Source organism: Pelotalea chapellei, from assembly GCF_018531195.1.
Taxonomy (GTDB): domain Bacteria; phylum Desulfobacterota; class Desulfuromonadia; order Geobacterales; family Pseudopelobacteraceae; genus Pelotalea; species Pelotalea chapellei.
Window position 1 is genome coordinate 1 of record NZ_JAHDYS010000042.1, and the last position, 615, is coordinate 615.

General features: G+C 46.5%; 1 protein-coding gene. It reads left to right on the top strand.

Annotation, left to right across the window (positions count from 1 at the left end):
* A partial coding sequence (locus tag KJB30_RS17840; RefSeq protein ID WP_214301722.1) for a transposase occupies positions 1-607 on the top strand: 607 nt, incomplete at its 5' end.
* Between the last annotated feature and the right edge of the window lie 8 nt (positions 608-615).

A 615-nucleotide genomic window follows, 5' to 3' on the forward strand; every position in this document is an offset into this window, starting at 1 on the left:
CACCGTCTTTTTCGATGACGAAGATCGGCAGATGTATTTAAAATTGCTGTCAGGATACGCACAAAGATATCACCTATCCATTTGGGCCTATTGTCTGATGGACAACCATATCCATATTCTTGCAGTGCCGGAAACGGAAACAGCTTTGTCGCAAGGAATCGGATTTACCAACCTGATGTACACCCAGTACCTCAATCGCAAATTGAAACAGTCAGGCCGCATCTGGCAAAACCGCTTTTTCTCTTGTGTCGTTGAAAGTGATCAGTATCTTTGGTCAGTAGCTCGCTATATCGAGAGAAACCCAATGAAAGTTGCTTTGGCGGCTAGTGCTGAGTTTATCGCTGGTCCAGCGCCAAAGCGCACATTACCGGTTCAGACGACTCACTGCTGGATGCAACTCCATGGTTGTCATCCGAGGAACGGAGTGCTTATGCGGAGTTCGTTAGAGATGCAGATGAAGAAACTGACGACGCCATCCGCCGAGCCACTAGAACCGGACGACCATATGAAACGGAATCAATTTATAGATCAGCTGGAATTTCAATTAAATCAGCCAGTAAGACCCAAAAAACCGGGAAGGCCACAAAAAACTGGGAAGTGTCCCTAGTTTCTACT